This is a genomic window from Bradyrhizobium sp. WYCCWR 13022 (assembly GCF_030435535.1).
GTDB lineage: Bacteria > Pseudomonadota > Alphaproteobacteria > Rhizobiales > Xanthobacteraceae > Bradyrhizobium.
On the sequence record NZ_JAUIZJ010000001.1, the window covers coordinates 137,819 to 159,594 of the forward strand.

Below are 21,776 nucleotides of genomic sequence, written 5' to 3' on the forward strand. Positions count from 1 at the left end.
GCCAGCTCCGACGCATCAGTGCCGCCTTTGGCGGGCGGTCCTCAACCAGTTCGTGAACGCTAACTTCGCCGCACGGAACTGGTTCCTGAGGATACCGGTCGGCAGCGACGAATGGCCGAAACGGCCCTTGCTGAATCCGGTTCCCGGCGGCAGAGTCGTGCAGCGACAGAGACGCAATCGGGGCAACCATGAGCACGATCTCACAATCAGCGACGATTGGCGCCGAAGCGCATGCTGCGCCGAAAAGCAAGACGCGCAACATGTCGCTCGATCGCGCCCGGACCTTCCTGACGCTGGTGGTACTGCTGCACCATGCCGTCATCCCCTATACCTATTTCGGTCACACCGACCCGAAGTCCTTCTTCGGCTTCGACATGATCGTGCTCGCCACCGACAGCTTCTTCATGGCGATGTTCTTCTTCCTGTCGGGCTTGTTTGCGTGGTCAGGCATCGCCCGCAAGGGAGCGCGGAGCTATTTGGTCGATCGCCTGCTGCGGCTTGGACTGCCGTTCGTGATCTGCGCATTCACGATCATTCCCCTCGCCTATTACGCCATCTCGCTCCGGCAAAACCCCGAGATCGGCTTCTCGGAATACTGGTGGAATATGGTCACGAAGGGCCCGTGGCCGAGCGGGCCGATCTGGTTTCTCTGGGTCCTGCTCGTCTTCGACGTGATTGCCTGCATCCTGCACCGGCTGTCGCCCAACCTGCTCGATCCGATCAATCGCCTCTCGCTGCACGGTCGCCGCCGGCCCGCGGAGTTCTTCGCGGTCATGCTTGCCGTCACCGCAGCGTTCTATGTTCCCGGGCTGATGTATTTCGGGCCAAGCAACTGGTTCGAGTTCGGGCCGTTCTCGGTGCAGCACGGGCGCGTGATGCTCTATGCGAGCTACTTCTTTTTCGGAGCCGGCATCGGCGTCGCGAATATCGACCGCGGACTGCTCGCGGCTGACGGCCGCATGGCGAGGGTCAGCTGGGACTGGATGGTCCTGACGATCGTTCCGTATTGCCTGCTCTGGGTGCTGATCTTCATCAAGCGCGAGATACTGGGAAACCCGTCGCCGCTGCCGAACTGGTATGAGGGGCTCTATGCCGTCTGCTTCGCTGTCTTCAGCGTGGCCATCATGTTTCTGATCCTGGCCTTCTTCCAGCGGTTCAAGCAATCGGGCTCGGCCAGGCTGCTCGATCCGATGCAGGCGGACGCCTATGGCATGTTTCTGGTGCACTACCCGATCGCGCTTTGGCTGCAATACTGGCTGTTCGACTATGAGCTGCCAGCGCTCGTCAAGGTGACGATTGGATTCCTGCTGACAGTCGCGTTCAGCTGGGCGCTGACGCGCGCTCTGCGCCAGATCCCCGGGGCAACGAAGATACTGTGAGTTTGTGAAGGCGGCTTACGCCGCCTTCCCGCCCATATACTCCGGCAGCCAGCGCTCGTGCGAGCTCCGCAGAGCATCGATCGACACGGGCGCCTCGCCCGCGATCACGATCGCATCGCCGCCGGTGGTACCGATCCGCACGCATGGCACCTCGCAGCCGCGCATCTTGGCGAGCACGCGTCCGGCTTCGGCTTCCGGCACGGTGACGAGATAGCGCGCTTGGTCCTCGCCGAACCAATAGGCCTGCGAGACCAGCGATGTCGGCGCCGCGAGCAGCCTCGCGCCGATGCCGCTCGCCATCGCCATCTCGGCAAGCGCGATCAGGAGGCCACCGTCCGAGAGGTCGTGCACCGCGGTCGCAGTGCCCGCATGAATCATGCCGCGCACGCAATCGCCGTTGCGCTTCTCGGCGGCGAGATCGACCGGCGGCGGCGCGCCCTCCTCGCGACCGCAGATGTCGCGAAGATAGACGGACTGGCCGAGCCAGCCATGCGTTTCGCCGACCAAGAGGATCGCTTCGCCCTCCGCCTTGAAGGCGAGCGAGGCGGACTTGGTGAAATCGTCGAGCAGCCCGACACCGCCGATCGAGGGCGTGGGAAGGATCGCGCGGCCATTGGTCTCGTTGTAGAGCGAGACGTTGCCGGAGACGACCGGGAAGTCGAGCGTGCGGCAGGCTTCCGAAATACCCTTCAGGCAGCCGACGAACTGGCCCATGATCTCGGGCCGCTCAGGATTGCCGAAGTTGAGATTGTCGGTGATCGCGAGCGGCTTGCCGCCGACCGCGGTGATGTTACGCCAGGCTTCCGCCACGGCCTGCTTGCCGCCTTCGAACGGATCGGCCTCGCAATAGCGCGGCGTCACGTCGACGGTGAGCGCCAGTCCCTTCGGCCCGTCCTGCACGCGCACGACGGCGGCATCGCCGCCGGGGCGCTGCATGGTGTTGCCGAGGATGACGTGGTCGTACTGCTCCCAGACCCAGCGCTTGGAGCACATGTCGGGCGTGCCGATCAGCCTCTCCAGCGCGGCACCCAGCGCCATCGGCGCCGGCACCTCGCGCGCATGCACGATCGGCAGCGCGGCGGAGGGAACATGCGGGCGGTCATAGAGCGGCGCCTCGTCGCCGAGTTCCTTGATCGGCAGATCGGCCATGACGTCGCCGCCATGCTTGACCACGAACCGCTTGCTCGGCGTGGTGTGGCCGACGACCGCAAAGTCGAGGCCCCACTTCCTGAAGATCGCCTCGGCTTCCTGTTCCTTCTCGGGCTTGAGCACCATGAGCATGCGCTCCTGGCTTTCCGAGAGCATCATCTCATAGGCGCTCATGCCCATCTCGCGGGTCGGCACGGCGTCGAGATCGAGGTCGACGCCGAGATCGCCCTTGGCGCCCATCTCGACCGCCGAACACGTGAGCCCCGCCGCCCCCATGTCCTGGATCGCGATGACGCAGCCCTTCTCCATGATCTCGAGGCAGGCCTCGAGCAGCAGCTTCTCGGCGAAGGGATCGCCGACCTGCACGGTCGGGCGCTTCTCCTCGGACTTGTCGTCGAACTCGGCCGACGCCATCGAGGCGCCGTGGATGCCGTCGCGACCGGTCTTGGAGCCGAGGTAAACGATCGGCATGTTCACGCCCGAGGCGGCCGCATAGAAGATCTTGTCGGCATCGGCGAGGCCCACCGCCATCGCGTTGACGAGGATGTTGCCGTCATAGCGGGTATGGAAGCGCACCTGGCCGCCGACCGTCGGCACGCCGAAGGAGTTGCCGTAGCCGCCGACGCCCGCGACGACGCCGGAGACGAGATGTCTCGTTTTGGCATGCTCGGGCGCGCCGAAGCTCAGGGCGTTGAGGCAGGCAATGGGGCGCGCGCCCATGGTGAAGACGTCGCGCAGGATGCCGCCGACGCCTGTCGTCGCGCCCTGGTAGGGCTCGATATAGCTCGGGTGGTTGTGGCTCTCCATCTTGAAGACCACGGCCTGGCCGCCGCCGATGTCGATCACGCCGGCATTCTCGCCGGGGCCCTGGATCACCCAGGGCGCCTTGGTCGGCAAGCCCTTCAGATGGATGCGCGAGGATTTGTACGAGCAGTGCTCGTTCCACATTGCCGAGAAGATGCCGAGCTCGGTGAAGGTCGGCTCCCGCCCGATCAGCTTCAGGATGCGCTCGTATTCGTCGGGCTTGAGCCCGTGGGCGGCAACCAGTTCGGGGGTGATCTTGGGTTCGTTCTTCATGGCTTCAGGGGCTTTCGGCGGGCGTTTGGCCGTTCTTAGGAAGATCGAGGGCTCACGAAAAGCCCTTTATGGCGCATTTTCCCGCTGTCCCACGTTTTGCAAGGTGGGGCGGCGGGAACGGGAATTGCAAGGCGCTGACGGATCGGATTTAAGGGCTAAAGACCCGTAATTGAAGGCCCATTTCCTTGCACGAATTGACCAAAGTCCCCTCCACCCGCCGCCCCGACCTGCATGTCGCCACCGAGGGCGAGTTCACGGGCTGGCGGACCTGGATTCGCGACAGCTTTGAGAGCCATATCGGCCCGTTCTGGCACAAGATCGAGGACGACGGCAGCGTCCGCTGCGCCTTCCGGGTCGAGAAAAAGCACCTCAACGGCGCCAAAAACGTCCATGGCGGCTGCTTCATGGCCTTCGCCGATTATTGCCTGTTCGCGATCGCTACCCACGAGTTGGACGGCCCGGCCGTGACCACCAATTTCGCCTGCGATTTCCTCGACGCGGCACGTGCGGGCGAACTGGTCGAATGCACCGGCGACGTCTCGCGCGCCGGAGGCTCGCTGATCTTCCTGCGCGGCAAGCTCACCTCGGCCGGCCGGCCGCTGTTCACGTTCTCCGGGACGATCAAGCGGGTGAAGCGGAAGCCGGCACTGCAGGCAAACGCATAGCTCGGCACCTTCCTTTTTCACGCCCCCTCGCCCAGACTTGCGCGAAGCGCGTTCGCGCCGGGGAGTAACAACAAGGTGCCGCAGAGCACATCGTCAAGCCACGCAGTGGCCGCCGGATCGTCGTCACCAGCAGCCAACACCGCCACCGGCGCGCGCAACTGGCGCGACTACGCGCTGCTGGTGGCGCTCGCCTGCTGCTGGAGCTCGACCTACCCGCTGGCCAAGCTCGCGCTTCCCACGATACCGCCCATCACCTTCATCTCGGTGCGCTCGCTGATCGCGGCCGCCTTCCTGTTCGCGATCCTCTGGATGCGCGACGTCAAGGTCCCGACCGACGCGAAAGCCTGGAAGCTGTTCGCGACCCAGCAGCTCATCAACTCGACATTTCCGTTTCTGGTCATCACCTGGTCGCAGCAATACGTGCCGGCGTCCAACACCGTGGTGTTGGCCTCGACCACGCCGATCTTCGCTTTCCTGATCACCTCGCTGATCACGCGGCATGAGCCGGCAACGTTCTTGAAGCTCATAGGCGCGATCCTCGGTCTTGCCGGCACCATCGCCATCATCGGCCTGGATGCGCTGCACGGCTTCGGCAGCGACATCATCGCGGAGATCGCGATCCTGCTCGCCACCATCTCCTTTGCCTGCGCTACGATCTTCGGCCTCAGGCTCTCCGATTACGACCCGATGGTGGTCGCGGCCGGCTCGCTGCTGTTCGGCGGTCTCGTGTTGCTGCCGCCCTCGCTGATCATCGACCAGCCCTGGACGCTGCATCCGACGTTTCAGGCGATCGTTGCCACCGTCGTGATGGGCATCGTCTCCAGCGCGCTCGGTCTGATGCTGTTCTACATGTGCCTCGGCCGGCTCGGCACGCTGACCACGAATGCGCAAGGGTACTTGCGCATCCCGATCGGCGTCGCGCTGTCGGTGCTGCTGCTCGGCGAAAGCGTGCCGTCGAACCTGGCGCTGGGCCTGCTGCTGGTCATGGCGGGCGTTGCCGCCATGACGGTGCCGGCAGAGCGGCTGAAGCGGCTTACGCTGCCCGGTCGAGATGCGCGGTGAGGCCCGCGAACAGGCCGCGGCCGTCGGTGCAGCCCATGATGTCTTCGACGTGGTTTTCCGGATGCGGCATCATGCCGAGCACGTTGCCCTTGTCGTTGACGATGCCGGCAATGGAATGCGCCGCGCCGTTGATGTTGTTGGCCTCGTCGACCACGCCCTCGGCCGAGCAGTAGCGGTAGAGCACCCGCCCCTCGCCTTCGAGCCGCTTGATGGTTTCTTCATCCGCCTCGTAATTGCCCTCGCCATGCGCGACCGGCACGCGGATCACCTGGCCGGCATTGTAGCCGCGGGTGAACGGCGTGTCGGAACGCTCGACGCGCAGATGCACGTCCTTGCAGATGAACTTCAGCCGCGCGTTGCGCATCAGCACGCCCGGCAGCAGGCCGGACTCGCAGAGGATCTGGAAGCCGTTGCAGACGCCGAGCACGAGGCCGCCCTTGGCCGCATAGTCGCGCACCGCATCCATCACCGGCGCCCGCGCCGCAATCGCACCACAGCGCAGGTAATCGCCGTAGGAGAAGCCGCCGGGTACGACGACGAGATCGGTGCCGGCAGGCAGCGACGTCTCGGCATGCCACACCATAGCGGGTTCATGGCCCGAGATGAGCCTGAGCGCACGCGCCATGTCGCGTTCGCGGTTGATGCCGGGGAAGACGAGGATGGCGGCTTTCATCAGAGCAGCTCGACCCGATAGTTCTCGATCACGGTATTGGCGAGCAGCTTGTCGGCGGCGTCCTTCAGCGCGGCTTCGGCCTTGGTCTTGTCGGCGCCGGCGAGCTCGATGTCGAACACCTTGCCCTGCCGCACGCTGGCCACGCCGTCGACGCCGAGCGATTTCAGCGCGCCTTCGATGGCCTTGCCCTGCGGATCGAGGATGCCGGTCTTCAGGGTAACGGTGACACGTGCCTTCACGTCATCTTCCTCTTCAGCTTTTCACCAGCACGGGACCCGTGCCCTGCGGACGCTCGTTCTCCATGAGGATGCCGAGGCGCTTGGCGACTTCCGTGTAGGCCTCGAGCAGGCCGCCGAGATCCCGGCGGAAACGATCCTTGTCGAGCTTCTCGTTCGACTTGATGTCCCACAGACGGCAGCTGTCCGGCGAGATCTCGTCGGCGACGATGATCCGCATCATCTCGTTCTCGAACAGCCGGCCGCACTCCATCTTGAAGTCGACGAGGCGGATACCGATGCCGAGGAAGAGGCCGGTCAGGAAGTCGTTGACGCGGATGGCGAGCGCCATGATGTCGTCGATCTCCTGGGGCGTGGCCCAGCCGAACGCGGTGATGTGCTCTTCCGACACCATGGGGTCGTTGAGCTGGTCGTTCTTGTAGTAGAACTCGATGATCGAACGGGGCAGCTGCGTGCCCTCCTCGATACCGAGGCGCTGCGACAGCGAGCCGGCGGCGACGTTCCGCACGACCACCTCGAGCGGCACGATCTCGACCTCGCGAATCAACTGCTCGCGCATGTTGAGGCGGCGGATGAAGTGGGTCGGCACCCCGATGTCGTTGAGGTGCTGAAACAGGTACTCCGAGATCCGGTTGTTGAGGACACCCTTGCCCTCGATAACCTGATGCTTTTTGGCATTGAACGCGGTGGCGTCATCCTTGAAGTGCTGGATCAGGGTACCGGGCTCCGGACCTTCGTAGAGAACCTTTGCCTTGCCTTCATAAATGCGACGCCGACGGCTCATTGGGATGTACCGTGTTTTGTTGAAATCCATGTATTTGGTGTGCTCCGGTTACCAGGTTACGACCCACAGCGGAGCTGCCGTGAACGGCTCGGACCCCGTCTGGAACGCAAGGAAACAGAACGGGAACCAAGCCTTCAGGCAACCTATCCGATTGGCTGTCCCAGCACAATCGATCCGGCCCATCCGACGCTGACTTATACCACCTTGCCTGCGGCTTTACGGCTCGTTGTTCGGCCGATCATGCCCCTTATCTAGGCATGCGCGGGGGTCTTCGCAACGAGGACCGCCACGTCCAGAGACCTCAAGGAATCGGAAGACGCATGAGCGAATTCAACAAGCGCGAAGAAGGGTTTGAAAAGAAGTTTGCCCTCGACGAGGAGCAGAAATTCAGGGCGGAAGCCCGTCGCAACCGCCTGCTGGGGCTGTGGGCGGCCGAGAAGCTCGGGATGTCGGGCGATGCCGCCACGGCCTACGCCAAGGAGGTGGTCGCGGCCGACTTCGAGGAGGCCGGCGACGGCGATGTCCTGCGCAAGGTCATGGCCGATCTCATCGCCAAAAACATCGCCATCACCGAACAGGCGATTCGGGCCAAGATGAGCGAGCTGATCGCGGTCGCGGCCGCCGAGGTGAAGGCCGGAAAATAGGCTTGACGACGGGCGGCGGGCGGCCGTGGAAGGCAGACCCGCTGCCCGCCCTGTCGGACTTGCAGCCGGCCCCGCGCAGTGCCAAATGGGCGGCATGTCTCAGGATCACATCTCCAACGTCCTCGCCCAACGCTACGCCTCGCCCGCCATGCGCGCCATCTGGAGCGGCGAAGGCAAGGTCCGCCTCGAACGCGACTACTGGATCGCCGTGCTGAAGGGCCAGCGCGATCTCGGCATTCCCGTGCCCGATGGCGTGATCGAGGCTTATGAGCGCGTGAAAGACCAGGTCGACCTCGACTCCATCATGCGGCGCGAGCGCATCACCCGTCACGACGTCAAGGCGCGGATCGAGGAGTTTTGCGATCTCGCCGGTCACGAGCACCTGCACAAGGGCATGACCAGCCGCGACCTCACCGAGAACGTGGAGCAATTGCAGGTCTACCGCGGGCTCCAACTCATCGAGACCAAGAGCATCGCCGCGCTCATTCGCTTTGCCAGGCACGCCAAGCAGCTCCGCGACATGCCGTTCACGGCGCGCACGCACAACGTCGCCGCGCAGGTCACGACGCTCGGCAAGCGCATCGCCATGTTCGGCGAGGAGATGCTGGTGTCGCACCAAAGCCTGGTCAACGTGCTCGACACCTATCCCGCGCGCGGCCTGAAGGGCGCGGTCGGCACGAGGCTCGACCAGATCACCTTGTTCAACGGCGATGCCGGCAAGGCCCGCGCGCTCGAACAGCGCATTCTCGTCCACCTCGGCCTGCCCAAGAGCTTCGATGCGGTCGGCCAGGTCTATCCGCGCAGCCTCGACTTCCGCGCGGTCAGCGTGCTGACCGAGCTTGCCAGCGGTCCCGGCAATTTCGCCAAGACGCTGCGCCTGATGGCGGGCCATGAGCTTGCCAGCGAAGGTTTTGCCAAGGGCCAGGTCGGCTCGTCCGCGATGCCGCACAAGATGAACAGCCGCTCGTGCGAGCGCATCAACGGCCTGCATGTCGTGTTGAAGGGCTATCTCGCGATGGCCGCAGGGCTCGCCGGCGACCAGTGGAACGAGGGCGACGTCTCCTGTTCGGTCGTTCGCCGCGTCATGCTGCCCGATGCCTTCCTCGCCATGGACGGCCTGCTCGAAACCCTGCTGTCCGTGCTCGACCAGATGGAAATCTTCGACGCCGTCGTCGCAACCGAACTCAACCGCTATTTGCCCTTCCTGCTCACCACCACGGTGATGATGGAGGCGGTGAAGAAGGGCGCGGGCCGCGAAGGCGCGCATGAGGCGATCAAGGAGCATGCGGTCGCTGCCATCAGGGACCTCCGCACCGGCAAGATCGTGCAGAACGACTTGCTGAAGCGTCTCGCCGCCGATCAGCGTCTCGGTCTCAGCGAAGCCGAGCTGAGCCAAGTGCTCGAGCACGGCCGCGCCAATTCCGGCGATGCCGGCGCGCAGGTCGATTACTTCGCCGAGCAGGTCGACGCGCTGGCGAAGGCAAAGCCTGAAGCGGCCAAGTACACGCCGGGCGCCATTCTCTAGCTAGTCAACGGTGGGTAGCGAGTAGCGAATGCAAACTTTCCCATCCGCTACTCGCAATTCGCCGTTCGCCTCACTCTTCCTTGAAGCCGTACTCCGGGACGTTGCCGCTGGCGCCGTAATATTTGTACGGCAGGAATTTGCCTGACATCGTGATCTTGACGCGGTCGCCCTTCGGATTCGGCAGGCGCTCCATCACCATGTCGAAATCGATCGCCGACATGATACCGTCGCCGTACTCTTCCTCGATCAGCGCCTTCCAGGCCGGACCATTGACCATCACCAGTTCGTAGAACCGGTAGATCAAAGGATCGGTCGGCGGCATCGGCATGCCGCGCATCGGCGTCTCGTTCAGCATCGCGGTCTCGGCCTTCGAAAGGCCGAACAGCTCAGCGGCGTTGGCCGCTTGCGGCTTCGTCAGCTTCATCTGGCCGAGGATCGCCCCGACGATCAGCACCTCGGAATAGCCGCCGATTTTTTCGCAGACGTGTTTCCAGCTCCAGCCCTTCTCGCGTTTGATATCGAGCAGCTTTTCGGTGAGGTCTTCGCGTTTCATGTCAGGGTCTCCCTTGGTCAGGCATGTGACGGGCCTGCCGCTTTGGGAGGCACGAAACGTGCCAATAAATGAGGCTTACGGCCTCGTGCGGGACGACCTACGCGCCCTGCTCCACCATCCCCTGCAGCCGCACCAGCTCCGCCTCCAGATCCCGCTCCACATCCGCCGCACGGATCTCCAGCACGCGATAGTCGCGCGCCTCGAGCCACGCTCGCCGCGACGCGCGATCAGCGGCGATGGTGTCGCCTTCGCCCGGATTGACCAGCTCGATCGCGATCCGGTGCGGGAACGAGACGAAATCGGGGATGTGGCGGCCGACCGGGGTCTGACGCTTGAACCCACCTGCGAAGCGACGGTCGCGGGTCAGCGCCTGCCAGAGCAGGCGTTCGGCATCGGTCGGATTGCGGCGGAGCAGGCGCGCGAGGCCGCGCACGGTCGAGCCGCTGTCCGGCGCGCCGCCGGCCTGCCCATGCTCGGCCAAGAGCGCGCGCAGGCGCGTGGCCTGCTCGCCGTCGAGCACACCGCCTTTGGCCGGTCCCTTGCGCCCTTCCGCGATCGCCATCACCACGCCGTGGAGCGTGTGCATGTCCTGCTTGGTCGGCTCCATCCGGCTGAAGATGTTGCGCAGGTTCACCAGCATGGTGTCGCGCTTCTCCGCCGGGCGCAGGAATTCGACCCGGTCGAGCTCGCGCACGAGATTGTCGAAGAAGGCCTGCATCTGGTGCTGCGAGGCCCGCTCGGATCGCTCAGGCATGCCGTGCGGCAGCTCGCCCGAGGTTGCATGCTTGAACCATTCGTAGCCGACCAGCAGCACCGCCTGGGCGAGGTTGAGCGAGGCAAAGCCCGGATTGACCGGGAAGGTGATGATACGGTTGGAAAGCCCGACCTCCTCGTTGGTCAGGCCCCAGCGCTCGCGGCCGAACAGGATGCCGGCCTTGCCGCCGGTCGCAACGTGCCCCGAGATCTCGGCTGCTGCCGCCTCCGGCCCGACCACGGGCTTGGCCTGGTCGTGGGGCCGCGCGGTGGTGGCGAACAGCAGGTCGAGGTCGGCGACCGCCTGCGCCACCGTGTCGAACAGCTCGACCTTTTCCAGAATGTGGTCGGCGCCGGCCGCCGCCCGCTGGGCGGCAATGTTCGGCCAGCCGTCGCGCGGATTGACGATGCGCAGGGCGCCAAGCGCAAAATTGCCCATGGCGCGCGCGGCCATGCCGATGTTTTCCCCGAGCTGCGGCTCGACCAGGATCACGATGGGACCGTCCAGCGACAGGCCTGCCTTGCTCTTGTCAGTCCCCGACATCTCGTTTCGCTTTCACTCTGGTCGTCCAAGGCCTTGGCGGGGCACTCTTCAGGAATTGATTCAAGGCCGGCCGCCGACCGGGCTGCCGTGTCCGCCAGTCGTTTGCCTGTCCTGACGAAATTCTCAAGGGAAATAACGACTTGGATTCAGCTTTTGAATCTCGCCCGAAACCTGAACCCGGTCCCTGCCACGGTAGCCGGCAGCGCCCCCCATCTGTGGAAGCTGGGTGAGCTAAAAGTGCATAATCACTTGGCTTTCGCCCGCCACGGTCCGGTGCTAAGAGGCGGCGGATATTCAACTTGGCGCCTCTAGCGCCGATCCCAAGAGGGCTGCACCGATCATGGCAAAAATCAAGGTATCCAATCCCGTCGTCGAACTCGATGGCGACGAGATGACCCGGATCATCTGGCAGTACATCAAGGACAAGCTGATCAACCCGTTCCTGGATGTCGAGCTGCAGTATTTCGACCTGGGCATGGAGTACCGCGACCACACCAACGATCAGGTGACCATCGACGCCGCCGAGGCGATCAAGAAGGTCGGCGTCGGCGTCAAGTGCGCCACCATCACCCCCGACGAGGCCCGGGTGAAGGAGTTCAACCTCAAGCAGATGTGGAAGTCGCCGAACGGCACCATCCGCAACATCCTCGGCGGCTGCATCTTCCGCGAGCCCATCATCTGCAAGAACGTGCCGCGCCTGGTTCCCGGCTGGACCAAGCCGATCATCATCGGCCGCCACGCCTATGGCGACCAGTACCGCGCCACCGACATCAAGTTCCCGGGCAAGGGCACCCTCTCGCTGAAGTTCGTCGGCGAGGACGGCACCGTCATCGAGAAGGAAGTGTTCAAGGCTCCGGGCGCCGGCGTCGCCATGGAGATGTACAATCTCGACGATTCCATCATCGACTTCGCCCGCGCTTCCTTCAACTACGGCCTGCTGCGCAACTATCCGGTCTATCTCTCGACCAAGAACACGATCCTCAAGGTCTATGACGGCCGCTTCAAGGACATCTTCCAGGAGATCTTCGACGCCGAGTTCAAGAAGGAGTTCGACGCCAAGGGCCTGACCTACGAGCACCGTCTGATCGACGACATGGTCGCCTCGGCGCTGAAATGGTCGGGCGGCTATGTCTGGGCCTGCAAGAACTACGATGGAGACGTGCAGTCGGACACGGTCGCGCAGGGCTACGGCTCGCTCGGCCTGATGACCTCGGTCCTGCTCACGCCCGACGGCAAGACCGTCGAAGCGGAAGCTGCCCACGGCACGGTGACCCGTCACTACCGCGAGCACCAGAAGGGCAAGGAGACCTCGACCAACTCGATCGCGTCGATCTTCGCCTGGACCCGTGGCCTCGCCCACCGCGCCAAGCTCGACAACAACGCCGAGCTGGCGAAGTTCGCCTCGACGCTGGAGAAGGTCTGCGTCGACACGGTCGAGGAAGGCTACATGACCAAGGACCTCGCGCTCCTGGTCGGCGCCGACCAGCGCTGGCTGTCGACCACCGGCTTCCTCGACAAGGTCGCTGACAACCTCGTGAAGGCGATGGCAGCTTAAGCTGCCATCTGCATTTTCGCCCGACTGGGCCAGACATCATCACGGGCCGCGCCGAAGCGCGGCCCGTTGCTTTTGAGAGCCGTTGCGGACAGATGCGACCATGTCGTGCACCGGGCGCAACGGCTGCCGACATCCCCTGGCTGAAGCAGGCGGGCGAGTTCAAGAGCGCGCCCTACTCGGCCGAGTATGTCGTCCTGAAGAAAGGCTGAGCGCTCAGCGGTCGGTGCCCTCGCGCTCGGCCTGCGCCAGCTCTGCCGCCGCGAGATCGCCGGTCTCTTCCAGCCGTGCGCGCGCCGTCTCCTGAACGTGCGCGGCGAGCATCGGCATGCGCGCGATCAGGGCGTGAAAGTCCTGGGCGTCGAGCAGCAGCAGCCGCGTCTTGCGCGTCGCGGTCACCGTGCCGCTGCGCTTGGTCTTGTGCAGCAGTGCGATCTCGCCGAAGAAGGTACCGTCACCGAGCCGCACATGCTGGCTCGGCAGCGCGATCTCGACCTCGCCGGCGGTGATGAAATACATCGACGAGGCCGCATCGCCCCGGCGCACGAGGATCTCGCCCTGCTCGATCGTGCGCGCGCGCAGCAGCCGCATGATGTCGGCGATTTCGCCCGCCGACAGATGCGAGAACAGCGGCACCCGCGCCAGCATGCCCCAGGTGACGACGAAATCCCGCCGCCTCACCTCTTCGGCAAAGGCGCTCGAGATGATCGCCACCGGCAGCGCGATCATGGCGAAACCGCTGATGATCGCGAACACCGAGACGAACTTGCCGAGCGGCGTCACCGGCACGACGTCGCCATAGCCGACGGTGCCGAGCGTCACGATCGCCCACCACATCGCCTGCGGGATGGTGCCGAGCTTGTCCGGCTGCACGTCGCGCTCGATGGCGTAGAGCAGCGAGGCGAAGGTGAGCACCGCGCCGATCAGGATGACGACGCAGCCGATCAGCGCCCTCCGCTCGGCGTGCACGGCGGCGAGCAGCGAGCGCATCGCCGGCGAGTAGCGGATCAGCTTGAAGAACGGCAGCACGCCGAGCGCGGCCAGCGTCGCGTGCCGGCCCATCATCAGGACGATCGCGGCGGGCAGGAACGCCATGAGGTCGATGATGCCGAGCGCCGAGAACGCATAGCCGAGCCGGTCGGCGAGCGGCGAGCCGTTGCGCGGCGTGTGGCCCGCCACGGTCCAGAGCCGCGCGGCATATTCCAGCGCGAACACGATGACGCAGAGGATGGTGATGCCGGAGAACAGCGCGTCGAATTGCGCATCGAGTTGCGGCACCGACGCGAGGATCATCGCGGCAACGTCGAGCACGATGACGCCAATGATGATCCGAATGAAGCGCGATCCGACCGAGTAGGCCAGCGGATCGTGCTCCAGCAATTCGTAGAGGCGATCCCTCAAGTCGGGATCGCGAAGCCCAATTCCTCGCGGAACGAGGCGCATGGCGATTTACGCGCCTGCCGCTTTTTGTTCGAGGACGGCTTTTTCGATCGCCGCCAGCGCGTCCGTCGCCTTGGCGCCGTCGGGGCCGCCGGCCTGCGCCATGTCGGGACGGCCACCGCCGCCCTTGCCGCCGAGCGCTTCGGAGGCGACGCGCACCAAATTCACGGCGTTGAAGCGCGCGGTGAGATCGGCGGTGACGCCGACCACGATTCCGGCCTTGCCGTCCTCGGTGACGCCGACGATCGCGACCACGCCGGAGCCGATCTGCTTCTTGGCCTCGTCGGCGAGGCTCTTGAGATCCTTCATCTCGATGCCCTGGACCGCGCGCGCCATCAGCTTGACGCCGCCGACCTCGCGCACGCCGGAGGCTGCGCTGTTCCCGGCGGACGCACCGCCGCCCATCGCGAGCTTCTTGCGGGCGTCGGAGAGCTCGCGCTCGAGCTTCTTGCGCTCCTCCATCAGCGCCGTGATGCGCGCCGGGACGTCGTCCAGCGAGGTGCGAAGCTCGCTCGCCGCGGTTTTCGCCAGCGCCATGGTGTCGTTGGCGTGCTTGCGCGCGTAATTTCCAGTGAGCGCCTCGATGCGGCGGACGCCGGAGGCGACCGCGCTCTCGCCGGTCAGCGTGATCAGGCCGATATCGCCGGTGCGCCGCACATGGGTGCCGCCGCAGAGTTCGACCGACCAGCCGAGCGCGTTGGCGCCGCGCTCGCGCGCGGTCTTGCCCATCGAGACGACGCGAACCTCGTCGCCATACTTCTCACCGAAAAGCGCACGCGCGCCCGCCTCGCGGGCCTCGTCAACGCCCATGACGCGGGTCGTGACCTCGTCGTTCTCCAGCACCACGTCGTTGGCGATGTCCTCGACGCGGGCGAGTTCCTCCGCCGTGATCGGCTTCGGATGCACGAAGTCGAAGCGCAGCCGGTCCGGCGCCACCATCGAGCCGCGCTGGGCGATGTGGTCGCCGAGCACCTGGCGCAGCGCCTCGTGGATGAGATGCGTCGCCGAGTGATGCGCGCGGATCGACGAGCGCCTGGAATGATCGACCTCGAGCTGCAGCGCGGTTCCGACCTTCAGCTCGCCGCTCTCGACGGTGCCGACATGCACGAAGAAATCGCCGAGCTTCTTCTGCGTGTCGGTGACGCGGAACCTGATGCCGCCCTCGCCCGTCAACACGCCGGTGTCACCGACCTGGCCGCCTGATTCCGCATAGAACGGCGTCTGGTTCAGCAGAAGCGCGCCGGTGTCGCCGGCCTTGAGGCCGGCCACTTCCGCACCATCCTTCACCAGCGCCGAGACCACGCCTTCGGCGCTCTCGGTCTCGTAGCCCAGAAATTCGGTGGCCCCGAGCTTCTCGCGCAGCGGGAACCAGATCGCCTCGGAAGCCGCCTCGCCCGAGCCCTTCCAGGACTCGCGCGCCTTGGCCTTCTGCCGCTCCATCGCGTCGGTGAACGCAGCCTGGTCGACACCGATGCCGCGCGACTTCAGCGCGTCCTGCGTCAGGTCCAGCGGAAAACCATACGTGTCGTACAGCGTGAAGGCGACGTCGCCGTCGAACATGTCGCCCTTCTTCAAGGAAGCGCTCTTCTCATCCAGGATCGCCAAGCCGCGCGACAGAGTCTTGCGGAAGCGGGTCTCTTCCAGCCGCAGCGTTTCCTCGATCAAATTCTCCGCGCGCATCAAGTCGGGATAGGCCTGGCCCATCTCGCGGACCAGCGCCCAGACCAGCCGGTGCATCAGCGGCTCCTTGGCGCCCAGCAGCTGCGCATGGCGCATCGCGCGGCGCATGATCCGGCGCAGCACATAGCCGCGGCCCTCGTTCGAGGGCAGCACGCCGTCCGCAACGAGGAAGGCGGAGGAGCGCAGATGATCGGCGATGACGCGGAAAGAGGCCACAGTCTGCTCGTTCGGCCCGCTGCCGAGCGCGGACGACGTCGCGTCGATCAGATGACGGAACAGGTCGGTCTCGAACACGCTGTCGACGCCCTGCATGATGCAGGCCATGCGCTCGAGGCCCATGCCGGTGTCGATCGAGGGACGCGGCAGGTCGACGCGTTCCTCCTTCGTCACCTGCTCATATTGCATGAACACGAGATTCCAGAATTCGAGGAAGCGGTCGCCGTCCTCTTCCGGCGAGCCGGGAGGGCCGCCCCAGATATGGTCGCCGCGGTCGATGAAGATCTCCGAGCACGGGCCGCACGGGCCGGTGTCACCCATCGCCCAGAAATTGTCCGACGTCGGGATGCGGATGATGCGGTCGTCGGTGAAGCCGGCGATCTTCTTCCAGAGCCCGTGCGCCTCGTCGTCGGTATGGTAGACGGTGACGAGCAGCTTGTCCTTCTTCAGCCCGAAATCCTTGGTGATGAGCTTCCAGGCCAGCTCGATCGCGCGCTCCTTGAAATAGTCGCCGAACGAGAAGTTGCCGAGCATCTCGAAGAAGGTGAGATGGCGCGCGGTGTAGCCGACATTGTCGAGGTCGTTGTGCTTGCCGCCGGCACGCACGCATTTCTGCGACGTGGTGGCGCGCTGGTAGGGCCGCTTCTCGACGCCGGTGAAGACGTTCTTGAACTGCACCATGCCGGCATTGGTGAACATCAACGTCGGATCGTTGCGCGGCACCAATGGCGAGGACGACACGATCTCGTGGCCGTTCTCGGCAAAGAAGTTCAAAAAGGTCGACCTGATCTCGTTGACGCCGCTCATGTTCATCCAATCGGGTGTGCTTGGACCCGCTCATCCGCCATCCAAACCGGTGATTTGGGCTGATATCTGCGGGCCAAAGCGCTTTTAGACAAGGCCAGCTTCGCTGTCCAGAAACTGTGCAAGCAGATCAGAGGGTTGCCGCATCAGCGTAATCCCGTCGCAATCCCTTTGGAAAGCCGCAATCCGCGCGTTGACAGGCTTGGCCGGGCTGTGGTCTGTACCCATCTGTATCGTACGGCCACGACGGGAGAGACCGGCTTCATTGCCGGCGCCGAAGGAGCAACCGCCCCGGAAACTCTCAGGCAAAAGGACCGCGTGGCTTTGACGACATCTGGAAAGAGGCGCCGACGGGCAAAGACCTTTTGAGAAGGGTTGGCCCGGACCAGCGTCCGCCGACGGGATAATACTCTCAGGCACAGCGACAGATGGGGCTTCGACTGGTTGCCTCCGGGGAATCGTCCCTGGGGAACCGCCGAGGGCCCCGTGATGCTTGCGCGCGACGACGAAGACTCCCTGAAACGTACCCCCCTTCACGACCTTCATTTGTCGCTCGGCGGCAAGATGGTGCCGTTCGCCGGCTATGACATGCCCGTGCAGTACCCCGCCGGGGTCCTCAAAGAGCACCTCCAAACCCGCAGCTCGGCCGGCCTGTTCGACGTCTCCCATATGGGCCAGATCGCGCTCCGGCCGAAATCCGGCAAGGTCGAGGACGCCGCCCGCGCACTGGAGCGACTGGTCCCGCAGGACATCGTGGCGATCGCGCCGGGACGGCAGCGCTACGCCCAGTTCACCAACGCCGATGGCGGCATTCTCGACGATCTCATGGTCGCCAATTTCGGCGATCATCTGTTCCTGGTGGTCAACGCCGCCTGCAAGGCCGCGGACGAGGCGCATCTGCGCGCCAATCTCTCCGATGCCTGCATCATCGATTCGCTCGCGGACCGCGCGCTGATCGCGTTGCAGGGCCCGAAGGCGGAAGCCGCGCTGGCGAAATTGTGTGCAGAGGCACCGTCCATGAAGTTCATGGATGCCGGCCCGCGCAATGTTGCCGGCCTCGCCTGTTTCGTCTCGCGCTCGGGCTACACCGGCGAGGATGGATTCGAGATTTCGGTGCCAGCCAGCGACGCCGAGCGTCTCGCCAAGACGCTGCTGGAAAACCCCGATGTGATGCCGATCGGCCTTGGGGCCCGTGACAGCCTGCGACTGGAAGCCGGGCTCTGCCTCTACGGCCACGACATCGACGCTGAGACCACGCCGGTCGAGGCTGCGCTGGAATGGTCGGTGCAGAAGAGCCGCCGCACCGGTGGCGCCCGCGCCGGCGGCTTTCCCGGCGCCGAAAAAATCCTTGCCCATTTCGACAACGGCGCGTCCCGCCGCCGCGTCGGCCTGCTCGCCCAGGGCCGCGCCCCGGTGCGCGAGGGCGCGGTGCTGTTTGCAGATGGCGCAGGCGGCGAGCCGATCGGAAAGGTCACCTCCGGCGGCTTCGGCCCGAGCCTGAACGCGCCTGTGGCGATGGGCTACGTGCCGACGAGCCTGAGCGCACTCGACACAAAACTCTTTGCGGAGGTGCGCGGCCAACGTCTGCCGCTCGCCGTCGCCGCCATGCCCTTCGTGAAAAACACCTACAAACGCTGAGGATCGACAATGACCACGACGCTGTACACTTCCGACCACGAATGGCTGGCGATCGACGGCGAAGTCGCCACCGTCGGGATCACCGATTACGCGCAGTCGCAGCTCGGCGACGTCGTGTTCGTCGAGCTGCCCAAGGTCGGCCGCACCCTGAAGAAGGCCGAAGCTGCCGCCGTCGTGGAATCGGTCAAGGCCGCCTCCGACGTCTACGCACCGATCTCGGGCGAAGTGCTCGAGACCAACGATGCGCTCGCCGCCGAGCCCGCGCTGGTGAACTCGGACGCGCAAGCCGCGGCCTGGTTCTTCAAGATCAGGATTGCCGACAAGAGCGAGCTTGGCGGCCTGATGGATGAAGCCGCCTACAAGGCGCACACGGCATGAAGATATGAGCCGCACCGTCTCAACATACTCACTGTCATCGCCCGCGAAGGCGGGCGATCCAGTACGCCGCGGCCCATCGGCCCTAGCCGAAGCGGCTGCGTGTACTGGATGCCCCGCCTTCGCGGGGCATGACAGCAACTCCTAAAGCGAGGACCCATGATGACCGCGCACCGCAAATCCAATGGCGACACCACCGCCTTCGTTCGCCGCCACATCGGCCCCTCGGCGCGCGATGTCACCGCCATGCTGGAGACTGTCGGCGCCAAGAGCGTCGACGCATTGATGGCGGAAACCCTGCCCGCCTCGATCCGGCAGGCAGCACCGCTCGATCTCGGCAAGCCGCTGAGCGAGACCGAGGCGATCGCGCACATGGCCGAGCTCGCGCGGCAGAACCAGGTCTTCACCTCGCTGATCGGCCAAGGCTATTCCGGCACGATCCTGCCGGCGGTGATCCAGCGCAACATCCTGGAGAACCCGGCCTGGTACACGGCCTATACGCCCTATCAGCCCGAGATCAGCCAGGGCCGGCTGGAAGCGCTGTTCAACTTCCAGACCATGATCTGCGATCTCACCGGGCTCGACGTGGCCAACGCCTCGCTGCTCGATGAGGCGACCGCCGCGGCCGAAGCCATGGCGCTCGCCGAACGGCACTCGCAGGTGAAGGCGCAAGCCTTCTTCGTCGACAAGGACGTGCATCCACAGACGCTGGCTGTGATGCGCACCCGCGCCGAGCCGCTCGGCTGGACTCTGGTCGTCGGCGATCCCCTCACCGATCTCGACAAGACGGACGTGCTCGGCGCGTTGCTGCAATATCCCGGCTCTTCAGGCGCGGTGCGCGACCTCCGGCCTGCAATCGCGGCGCTGAAGGCCAAGGGCGCACTCGCGATCGTCGCTGCCGATCTGCTGGCGCTGACCGTGCTCGCCTCGCCCGGCGAGCTCGGTGCCGACATCGCGATCGGATCGGCGCAGCGCTTCGGCGTGCCGATGGGCTATGGCGGACCGCACGCCGCCTATATGGCGGTGCGCGATGCGCTGAAGCGCTCGCTGCCCGGCCGCATCGTCGGCCTCAGCGTCGACTCGCGCGGCGCCCCGGCCTATCGCCTCGCGCTGCAGACCCGCGAGCAGCACATCCGCCGCGAGAAGGCGACTTCCAACATCTGCACCGCGCAGGTACTGCTTGCCGTGATCGCCGCGATGTATGCGACCTATCATGGCCCCGAGGGGCTGGCGCAGATCGCGCGCACCGTGCATCGCCGCACCGCCGTGCTCGCCGCGGGCCTGCGCAAGCTCGGCTTCGCGCCGCAGTCGGAGACTTTCTTCGACACGATCAGCGTCGATGCCGGCGCCAAGCGCGCCGAGATCGTCGCGCGCGCTGCCGCCGAGAAGATCAATCTCGGTGTCGGCGAAGCGAGCTTGCGCATCGCGTTCGACGAGACCACGACACCTGCAACGGTCGAAGCCGTCTGGCGTGCGTTCGGCGGCCAGCTCTCCTACGCCGAGATCGACGCGACCACGCGCGAGGCGCTGCCGGAGGCGCTGAAGCGCACCACCGCGTACCTCACCCATCCCGTATTCCACGCGCATCGCTCGGAAACCGAGATGCTGCGCTACATGCGCAAGCTCAGCGACCGCGACCTCGCGCTCGACCGTGCAATGATCCCGCTCGGCTCCTGCACCATGAAGCTGAACGCGACGACAGAGATGATGCCGCTGACCTGGCCGGAATTCGGCTCCCTGCATCCGTTCGCCCCGCGCGAGCAGGCCGCCGGCTATCACGCGCTGTTCGCGCGGCTCGAAAAATGGCTGTGCGACATCACCGGCTATGACGCGATCTCGCTGCAGCCGAACTCGGGCGCGCAAGGCGAATATGCCGGCCTGCTCGCGATCCGCGGCTATCACGCCGCGCGTGGAGAAAGCCACCGCAAGATCTGCCTGATCCCCTCCTCGGCCCACGGCACCAACCCGGCCTCGGCCGCCATGGTCGGCATGGACGTGGTGGTTGTGTCTTGCGAGAAGAACGGCGACGTCGACGTCAACGATCTCCGCGCCAAGGCGGAAAAGCATTCGAACGATCTCGCCGCTGTGATGATCACCTATCCCTCGACCCACGGCGTGTTCGAGGAGCACATCCGCGAGATCTGCGATATCGTCCATGGCCATGGTGGCCAGGTCTATCTCGACGGCGCCAATCTCAACGCGCAGGTCGGCCTCAGCAGGCCCGGCGATTACGGCGCCGATGTCAGCCATCTCAACCTGCACAAGACCTTCTGCATCCCGCATGGCGGCGGCGGCCCCGGCATGGGCCCGATCGGCGTCAAGGCGCATCTCGCGCCGTTCCTCCCCGGTCATCCCGCGACCAACGGCGACGCGCGGGTCGGCCCGGTCTCGGCCGCGCCGTTCGGTTCGGCCTCGATCCTGACTATCTCCTACATCTACATCCTGATGATGGGCGGCGAAGGCCTGAAGCGCGCGACCGAGATCGCGATCCTCAACGCCAATTACATCGCAGCAAGGCTCGATCCGCACTTTCCGGTGCTCTACAAGAACGGGAAGGGCCGCGTCGCGCATGAATGCATCGTCGATCCCCGCCCGCTGAAGACGACATCTGGCGTCACCGTCGACGACATCGCGAAACGCCTGATCGATTACGGCTTCCATGCCCCGACCATGAGCTTCCCGGTGCCCGGCACGCTGATGATCGAACCGACCGAGTCGGAATCCAAGGCGGAGCTGGATCGCTTCTGCGATGCCATGATCGCGATCCGGAAAGAGATCGCCGAGGTCGAGGCCGGCCGCTTCAAGATCGAAGCCTCGCCGCTGCGCCACGCCCCGCACACCGTGCACGACATTGCGGACGACGATTGGAAGCGCGCCTACGCCCGCAGCGAGGGCTACTTCCCCGATGGCGTCTCTCGCACCGACAAATACTGGTGCCCGGTCGGGCGCGTCGACAACGTCTATGGCGATCGCAACCTGGTGTGCTCCTGCCCGCCGGTGAGCAATTACGCGGAAGCCGCGGAGTAA

The 21,776-nt window shown here is 65.1% G+C and carries 17 protein-coding genes and 1 riboswitch; of the genes, 9 read left to right on the forward strand and 8 right to left on the reverse strand.

All coding sequences use genetic code 11. The features are described from left to right. Positions 1-188: 188 nt before the first annotated feature. Positions 189-1,379 carry an acyltransferase gene (locus QY049_RS00725; protein ID WP_301268603.1) on the forward strand — a complete coding sequence of 397 codons (1,191 nt, stop codon included), beginning with the start codon at positions 189-191 and terminating at the stop codon, positions 1,377-1,379. A gap of 15 nt (positions 1,380-1,394) precedes the next feature. Here QY049_RS00725 and purL read toward each other — a convergent pair whose 3' ends face one another. Further along, positions 1,395-3,605: a phosphoribosylformylglycinamidine synthase subunit PurL gene (purL, locus tag QY049_RS00730; protein ID WP_301268604.1), complete on the reverse strand. Its 2,211-nt coding sequence runs from the start codon at positions 3,603-3,605 to the stop codon at positions 1,395-1,397. 185 nt (positions 3,606-3,790) lie between these two features. Here purL and QY049_RS00735 point away from each other — a divergent pair, with 185 nt between their 5' ends. Both QY049_RS00735 and QY049_RS00740 read left to right on the forward strand, forming a co-directional pair. After that, a complete protein-coding gene (locus QY049_RS00735; RefSeq protein WP_301268605.1) occupies positions 3,791-4,270 on the forward strand; it encodes a PaaI family thioesterase in 480 nt (159 codons plus the stop codon). Positions 4,271-4,345: 75 nt separating this feature from the next. Continuing rightward, positions 4,346-5,332, forward strand: coding sequence for a DMT family transporter (locus QY049_RS00740; RefSeq protein WP_301268606.1), 987 nt, complete (start codon positions 4,346-4,348; stop codon positions 5,330-5,332). Here QY049_RS00740 and purQ read toward each other — a convergent pair. The 3 genes from purQ to purC are packed head-to-tail and all read right to left on the reverse strand — an operon-like array spanning position 5,304 to position 7,025. After that, a complete protein-coding gene (gene purQ, locus QY049_RS00745) occupies positions 5,304-6,005 on the reverse strand; it encodes a phosphoribosylformylglycinamidine synthase subunit PurQ (RefSeq protein WP_194481930.1) in 702 nt (233 codons plus the stop codon). The two genes, QY049_RS00740 and purQ, sit on opposite strands and share 29 nt — an antisense overlap. Next, complete coding sequence (gene purS, locus QY049_RS00750; RefSeq protein WP_301268607.1) at positions 6,005-6,244, reverse strand: phosphoribosylformylglycinamidine synthase subunit PurS; 240 nt, start codon at positions 6,242-6,244, stop codon at positions 6,005-6,007. Before purS ends, purQ begins: the two co-directional genes overlap by 1 nt. 13 nt (positions 6,245-6,257) lie before the next feature. Then, the gene (gene purC, locus QY049_RS00755; protein WP_172782948.1) at positions 6,258-7,025 is read right to left on the reverse strand and encodes a phosphoribosylaminoimidazolesuccinocarboxamide synthase; all 768 of its coding nucleotides are present in this window, start codon (positions 7,023-7,025) and stop codon (positions 6,258-6,260) included. Between the two features lie 320 nt (positions 7,026-7,345). Here purC and QY049_RS00760 point away from each other — a divergent pair, with 320 nt between their 5' ends. Continuing rightward, on the forward strand, positions 7,346-7,669 hold the full coding sequence (locus QY049_RS00760; RefSeq protein WP_194481929.1) for a DUF1476 domain-containing protein: 324 nt from the start codon (positions 7,346-7,348) through the stop codon (positions 7,667-7,669). Positions 7,670-7,763: 94 nt separating this feature from the next. Further along, positions 7,764-9,194, forward strand: a complete 1,431-nt coding sequence (gene purB / locus QY049_RS00765; RefSeq protein ID WP_258766339.1) for an adenylosuccinate lyase — start codon at positions 7,764-7,766, stop codon at positions 9,192-9,194. A 70-nt stretch (positions 9,195-9,264) separates the two neighbouring features. Here the strand turns inward: purB and cynS are convergent, their stop codons facing one another. Together cynS and QY049_RS00775 are read right to left on the reverse strand one after the other, a co-directional pair. Beyond that, positions 9,265-9,747, reverse strand: a complete 483-nt coding sequence (gene cynS / locus QY049_RS00770) for a cyanase (RefSeq protein ID WP_301268609.1) — start codon at positions 9,745-9,747, stop codon at positions 9,265-9,267. A 97-nt stretch (positions 9,748-9,844) separates the two neighbouring features. Next, positions 9,845-11,044: a TrmJ/YjtD family RNA methyltransferase gene (locus QY049_RS00775; RefSeq protein WP_258766337.1), complete on the reverse strand. Its 1,200-nt coding sequence runs from the start codon at positions 11,042-11,044 to the stop codon at positions 9,845-9,847. A gap of 340 nt (positions 11,045-11,384) precedes the next feature. On the opposite strand from QY049_RS00775, the gene QY049_RS00780 reads away from it, so the two are divergent. Then, the gene (locus tag QY049_RS00780; protein ID WP_301268610.1) at positions 11,385-12,599 is read left to right on the forward strand and encodes an NADP-dependent isocitrate dehydrogenase; all 1,215 of its coding nucleotides are present in this window, start codon (positions 11,385-11,387) and stop codon (positions 12,597-12,599) included. Positions 12,600-12,812: 213 nt separating this feature from the next. Here the strand turns inward: QY049_RS00780 and QY049_RS00785 are convergent, their stop codons facing one another. Both QY049_RS00785 and alaS read right to left on the reverse strand, forming a co-directional pair. Next, complete coding sequence (locus tag QY049_RS00785) at positions 12,813-14,039, reverse strand: cyclic nucleotide-gated ion channel (RefSeq protein WP_194481925.1); 1,227 nt, start codon at positions 14,037-14,039, stop codon at positions 12,813-12,815. A gap of 6 nt (positions 14,040-14,045) precedes the next feature. Beyond that, positions 14,046-16,739: an alanine--tRNA ligase gene (alaS, locus tag QY049_RS00790; protein ID WP_301268611.1), complete on the reverse strand. Its 2,694-nt coding sequence runs from the start codon at positions 16,737-16,739 to the stop codon at positions 14,046-14,048. Positions 16,740-16,973: 234 nt separating this feature from the next. Beyond that, positions 16,974-17,062: riboswitch (glycine riboswitch) on the forward strand. A 163-nt stretch (positions 17,063-17,225) separates the two neighbouring features. Here alaS and gcvT point away from each other — a divergent pair. The 3 genes from gcvT (at position 17,226) to gcvP (ending at position 21,776) form a co-directional block, all read left to right on the forward strand. Next, positions 17,226-18,374, forward strand: coding sequence for a glycine cleavage system aminomethyltransferase GcvT (gene gcvT / locus QY049_RS00795; protein WP_301268612.1), 1,149 nt, complete (start codon positions 17,226-17,228; stop codon positions 18,372-18,374). A gap of 9 nt (positions 18,375-18,383) precedes the next feature. After that, positions 18,384-18,752, forward strand: a complete 369-nt coding sequence (gene gcvH / locus QY049_RS00800) for a glycine cleavage system protein GcvH (RefSeq protein ID WP_194481922.1) — start codon at positions 18,384-18,386, stop codon at positions 18,750-18,752. A 159-nt stretch (positions 18,753-18,911) separates the two neighbouring features. Next, the gene (gene gcvP, locus QY049_RS00805; protein ID WP_194482679.1) at positions 18,912-21,776 is read left to right on the forward strand and encodes an aminomethyl-transferring glycine dehydrogenase; all 2,865 of its coding nucleotides are present in this window, start codon (positions 18,912-18,914) and stop codon (positions 21,774-21,776) included.

What these genes read in the sequence shown, in the direction of transcription:
- QY049_RS00725 (WP_301268603.1), top strand. Translation starts at nt 189, where the DNA reads ATGAGCACGATCTCACAATCAGCGACGATTGGCGCCGAAGCGCATGCT.
- purL (WP_301268604.1), bottom strand. Translation starts at nt 3,605, where the DNA reads ATGAAGAACGAACCCAAGATCACCCCCGAACTGGTTGCCGCCCACGGG.
- purQ (WP_194481930.1), bottom strand. Translation starts at nt 6,005, where the DNA reads ATGAAAGCCGCCATCCTCGTCTTCCCCGGCATCAACCGCGAACGCGAC.
- purC (WP_172782948.1), bottom strand. Translation starts at nt 7,025, where the DNA reads ATGAGCCGTCGGCGTCGCATTTATGAAGGCAAGGCAAAGGTTCTCTAC.
- QY049_RS00760 (WP_194481929.1), top strand. Translation starts at nt 7,346, where the DNA reads ATGAGCGAATTCAACAAGCGCGAAGAAGGGTTTGAAAAGAAGTTTGCC.
- purB (WP_258766339.1), top strand. Translation starts at nt 7,764, where the DNA reads ATGTCTCAGGATCACATCTCCAACGTCCTCGCCCAACGCTACGCCTCG.
- cynS (WP_301268609.1), bottom strand. Translation starts at nt 9,747, where the DNA reads ATGAAACGCGAAGACCTCACCGAAAAGCTGCTCGATATCAAACGCGAG.
- QY049_RS00775 (WP_258766337.1), bottom strand. Translation starts at nt 11,044, where the DNA reads ATGTCGGGGACTGACAAGAGCAAGGCAGGCCTGTCGCTGGACGGTCCC.
- QY049_RS00780 (WP_301268610.1), top strand. Translation starts at nt 11,385, where the DNA reads ATGGCAAAAATCAAGGTATCCAATCCCGTCGTCGAACTCGATGGCGAC.
- QY049_RS00785 (WP_194481925.1), bottom strand. Translation starts at nt 14,039, where the DNA reads ATGCGCCTCGTTCCGCGAGGAATTGGGCTTCGCGATCCCGACTTGAGG.
- alaS (WP_301268611.1), bottom strand. Translation starts at nt 16,739, where the DNA reads ATGAGCGGCGTCAACGAGATCAGGTCGACCTTTTTGAACTTCTTTGCC.
- gcvT (WP_301268612.1), top strand. Translation starts at nt 17,226, where the DNA reads ATGCTTGCGCGCGACGACGAAGACTCCCTGAAACGTACCCCCCTTCAC.
- gcvH (WP_194481922.1), top strand. Translation starts at nt 18,384, where the DNA reads ATGACCACGACGCTGTACACTTCCGACCACGAATGGCTGGCGATCGAC.
- gcvP (WP_194482679.1), top strand. Translation starts at nt 18,912, where the DNA reads ATGACCGCGCACCGCAAATCCAATGGCGACACCACCGCCTTCGTTCGC.